Origin of the sequence: Halostagnicola sp. A-GB9-2, assembly GCF_030068615.1 — an archaeon.
Classification (GTDB): domain Archaea; phylum Halobacteriota; class Halobacteria; order Halobacteriales; family Natrialbaceae; genus Halostagnicola.
Genome location: NZ_JASJOC010000027.1, coordinates 1 through 3,503 on the forward strand (window position 1 = coordinate 1; position 3,503 = coordinate 3,503).

Below are 3,503 nucleotides of genomic sequence, written 5' to 3' on the forward strand. Positions count from 1 at the left end.
CTCGAGCGGGCTCTTCCCGCGCGAGCCGACGATCGTGAGGCTCGCACCGATCGTTTCAGCGATGCCCCGAATCCGACGGTGTGGCGTTCCACGGACGACGTGAACGTCGACGTCGAAGCCGGCGCGTTCGATGACGCGTTCGTAGTTCGCGATCGCCTTTCGGCGTCGGTTCTCGAAATCGATGCCGGGCATGCCCGCGTGGACGTTCGACGGAATTACCGTCACCAGATGCATCTCGTCGACGCCGATTCGACCGAGACACTCGAGGCAGGTCTCGTTCTCGATGGTCGCCTCGCTGGCGGCCGAGAGGTCTGTGGCGAGTACCGCTTTCATACACCCCGTAGGGTCCCACGCCATAATATTGTTTCGATCCTCCAATATTCAAATTGATTCGGACGGCCAGTTGAGAATTGTGAACGGGAATTTCATTACCACGATGTGTTTTCAAGGACGGTAGCACTACCCGCGAGCGCTCGCTCACAGATCGCTCCCGCGATCGATCACAGACGTGAGCGGATCCAAAACTGCAGTATCTTCCATATATGACGCGGGCGACGCGCCGTCCCAGCGCGCACCGCGATGAGATTGGGACGCTATATCTCGATAACTTATTCAGATATTCTCGTTGGATAGGTGTGGCATATCCTGCAGTAATATTGTTCTATGATCCCAAAAGCATTATACACACTCTCCGGGTATAGAGTAATGAATAGAAATCCATGAGCCGCACACTATCAACCGTGAACGGAGGTCGGAACGCATGATCGAGTCTGCAGCGTTCCCCCCACCGGTACAGGCGACGCTCCTCGTGGGCGTCATCCTCGTTCAGGCCATCGCTCTCTACGTCGGTTACGGTGCCCTCGAGCGAGTCGCAACGCCACTGATCGAAACGATCACGAATGCCTAATCGATGGAGATACTGGGACTCAGTCTGACCCTGCTGGTGCTGTTCGTGAGCTTCGGCTTCATGGTCGGGGTTTTGTTCGGCTTCTTCGGGATGGGCGGCTCGTTCCTGATCACGCCGACGCTATTGCTCCTCGACTATCCCGCCTCAGTCGCGATCGGGAGCGGACTGGCGTTTTACTTCGGAACCTCCGTGATCGCCGTCCTCAAACACTACGACATCGGTCGGGTCGACTACAAACTCGGCGCGATCCTGTTCGTTGTCCTCTCGATCGGGATCGAACTCGGCAGCCGGCTCGTGTTCGGCTTAGAAGCGCTGGGAGTCGCAGACCTCGTCACGGGCGTCGCCTACGTCGTCCTGCTAGCGGGGATCGGCGCGCTGTTCCTTCGCCGAGCCGCCAACCTCGAGAATGAGGACGATGCGGAGGACGACGACGGCGACGAAGACAGCGTCAGTGACGATGAAATCCCGGCAATCGGCCAGAAGATTCAGTCGTACACCATTCCGCCGATGATCTCGCTTACCTCCGGCGGCCGGGCGTCGGTGTGGACGATCGGGGGTGCAGGCGGGAGCGTCGGTCTCGTCTCCGGGTTGATCGGCGTCGGCGGCGGCTTCATTCGCATGCCCGCGATCTACTACCTGATCGGGACGCCGCTGACCGCAGCCGTCGGGACCAGTCTCTTCGCCGGGCTGTTCTCGGGCGCGTTCGGAACGTTTACTTACGGTATGTCCGGCAGTGTGGACCTGACGGTCGTCTCACTGTTGCTGGTCGGCAGTGCCCTCGGCGCGCGAATCGGCTCGGCCGCGACGACGATGGTCGACGAGGACGACGTCATCGTCTACTTCGGCCTCATGATGGTCTTGGCCAGTGGCGGGATTGCGCTCTCGGAACTCGCGAACTGGCTCGGAACGGGCGCACTCGATCTGGTGAGCGTCCTCCTGCTCGTTGGTTCATCGTTTTTCGTCGCGTCGATGATCCTCTATAAGGTCGTTCAATCGGCCGGTGCGGATGACGCGGGCGCACAGCCAGCCGCCGACGGTCGTGACTCATGAGCACCTTGGATCGTCTGTACAGATTTGAAGACCCAACTTTCCCGCCTGAACGCCCCCGTATTCGGCCATGATGCTCGTCGCGACCGTCGCGCTCGTGCTCGTCCTCGGTGTCACCTCCCGCGTTCTCGCGGATCGCCTGCGGATTCCGAGCGTTCTCTTTCTGATCGTCGCGGGGATTACGGTCGGACCCGAGGTGCTCGGGCTCGTTTCACGGGAGGCGTTCGGCGGCGGCCTCTCGGCGATGATCGGTGTTAGCGTCGCGATTATCCTCTTCGAGGGCGGGTACCACCTTCAGCTCGACAAACTCCAGGAAAGTCCGACGGCACTGACCCGGCTGGTCACCGTCGGCGCGGCACTCACCTGGCTCGGAACGGCCGCCGCCGTCGTCGTTTTCCTCGAGACGAGTCTCGAAGTCGGCCTACTGGTCGGCGCGCTATTGATCGCGACCGGTCCGACCGTGATCGGGCCCATCCTGCAGGTCGTCACCGTCCGGGACCACGTCGCCGCCGTCCTCGAAGGCGAAGGCGTAATCAACGACGTTACCGCGGCGATTCTAGTCATCGTTGTCTTCGAAGTCCTCGTCGCCGGGGATGGGACGCCGGCCGCGCTCGTCAGCGACTTTGCGATGCGGTTAGCCGTCGGACTTGCTGTCGGCGCGCTCGTTGCGGCAATCGTTTGGCTCCTCCTCGAGCGCGGACGGTCCCGGCCGTGTGCGGCGCCGCTACACGCCCGGCTGATCGTTCTCGCCGGAATCGTCGTCGCCTACGCCGGTGCTGAAACGATCGCCAGCGAGACCGGCATCGCCGCTGCTGCGATGGCCGGGTTCGCCCTCGGCAACGTGGATCTGCCCTACCACGAGGACGTGATCGACTTCCTCGACGACCTCTCGGTCGTCGTCCTCTCGTTTATCTTCGTCGCGCTGGCAGCGTTGATTGACTTCACGGACATCCGCGCGCTCGGGCTGGCCGGTCTCGCCATCGTCGGCGCGGTCACGCTGGTGCTTCGCCCGGCCGTCATCTATCTCTCGACGACCGACGCGCGGTTTACGCACAACGAACGGCTCTTCTTGAGCGTCGTCGGCCCGCGCGGGATTATCCCCGCGAGCATCGCGACGCTGTTCGCCGTCGAGTTGCAAGCGCTCGGCCGGCCACAGGAGGCCCAACTGCTCGCCGGAACCGTCTTTCTCATCATCTTCTCGACGGTCGTCCTCCAGGCCGGCCTCGCACGACAGATCGCGGACTACCTTGAGGTATCACCAATGCGCACGATAATCGTCGGCGGGGGCCGAGTCGGCCTTTCGCTCGCAGAACGGCTCGAACAGGACGGAGAAAACGTACTGCTGGTCGACCAGACCCCTGACGCGGTCGAAAAGGCCCGCAAACGCGGCCTTTCCGCGCTCGAGGGCGACGGTACCGACGCCGACATCCTCGAGCAGGCGGGCGCTGACGACGCGAAGACGGTCATTGCGACCACGCCCGACGACGACGTCAACCTGCTCGTCTGCCAACTCGCGAAGACGACCTTCGATGTCGAAAGCGTCGCCTCC

4 protein-coding genes are annotated in these 3,503 nt (G+C 62.3%); 3 read left to right on the top strand and 1 reads right to left on the bottom strand.

Annotated elements, in window-relative coordinates:
- The coding region (locus tag QNM96_RS22755; RefSeq protein WP_283839095.1) for a universal stress protein at window positions 1-333 on the bottom strand (333 nt) is incomplete at its 3' end.
- Window positions 334-760: 427 nt separating this feature from the next.
- Between QNM96_RS22755 and QNM96_RS22760 the strand changes: the two genes are divergently transcribed.
- From QNM96_RS22760 to QNM96_RS22770, 3 genes are all read left to right on the top strand, one after another.
- The gene (locus QNM96_RS22760; RefSeq protein WP_283839096.1) at window positions 761-907 is read left to right on the top strand and encodes a hypothetical protein; all 147 of its coding nucleotides are present in this window, start codon (window positions 761-763) and stop codon (window positions 905-907) included.
- A gap of 3 nt (window positions 908-910) precedes the next feature.
- The gene (locus tag QNM96_RS22765; protein ID WP_283839097.1) at window positions 911-1,957 is read left to right on the top strand and encodes a sulfite exporter TauE/SafE family protein; all 1,047 of its coding nucleotides are present in this window, start codon (window positions 911-913) and stop codon (window positions 1,955-1,957) included.
- A 70-nt stretch (window positions 1,958-2,027) separates the two neighbouring features.
- Window positions 2,028-3,503: cation:proton antiporter (locus QNM96_RS22770; RefSeq protein ID WP_283839098.1), on the top strand; the 1,476-nt coding region annotated here is incomplete at its 3' end.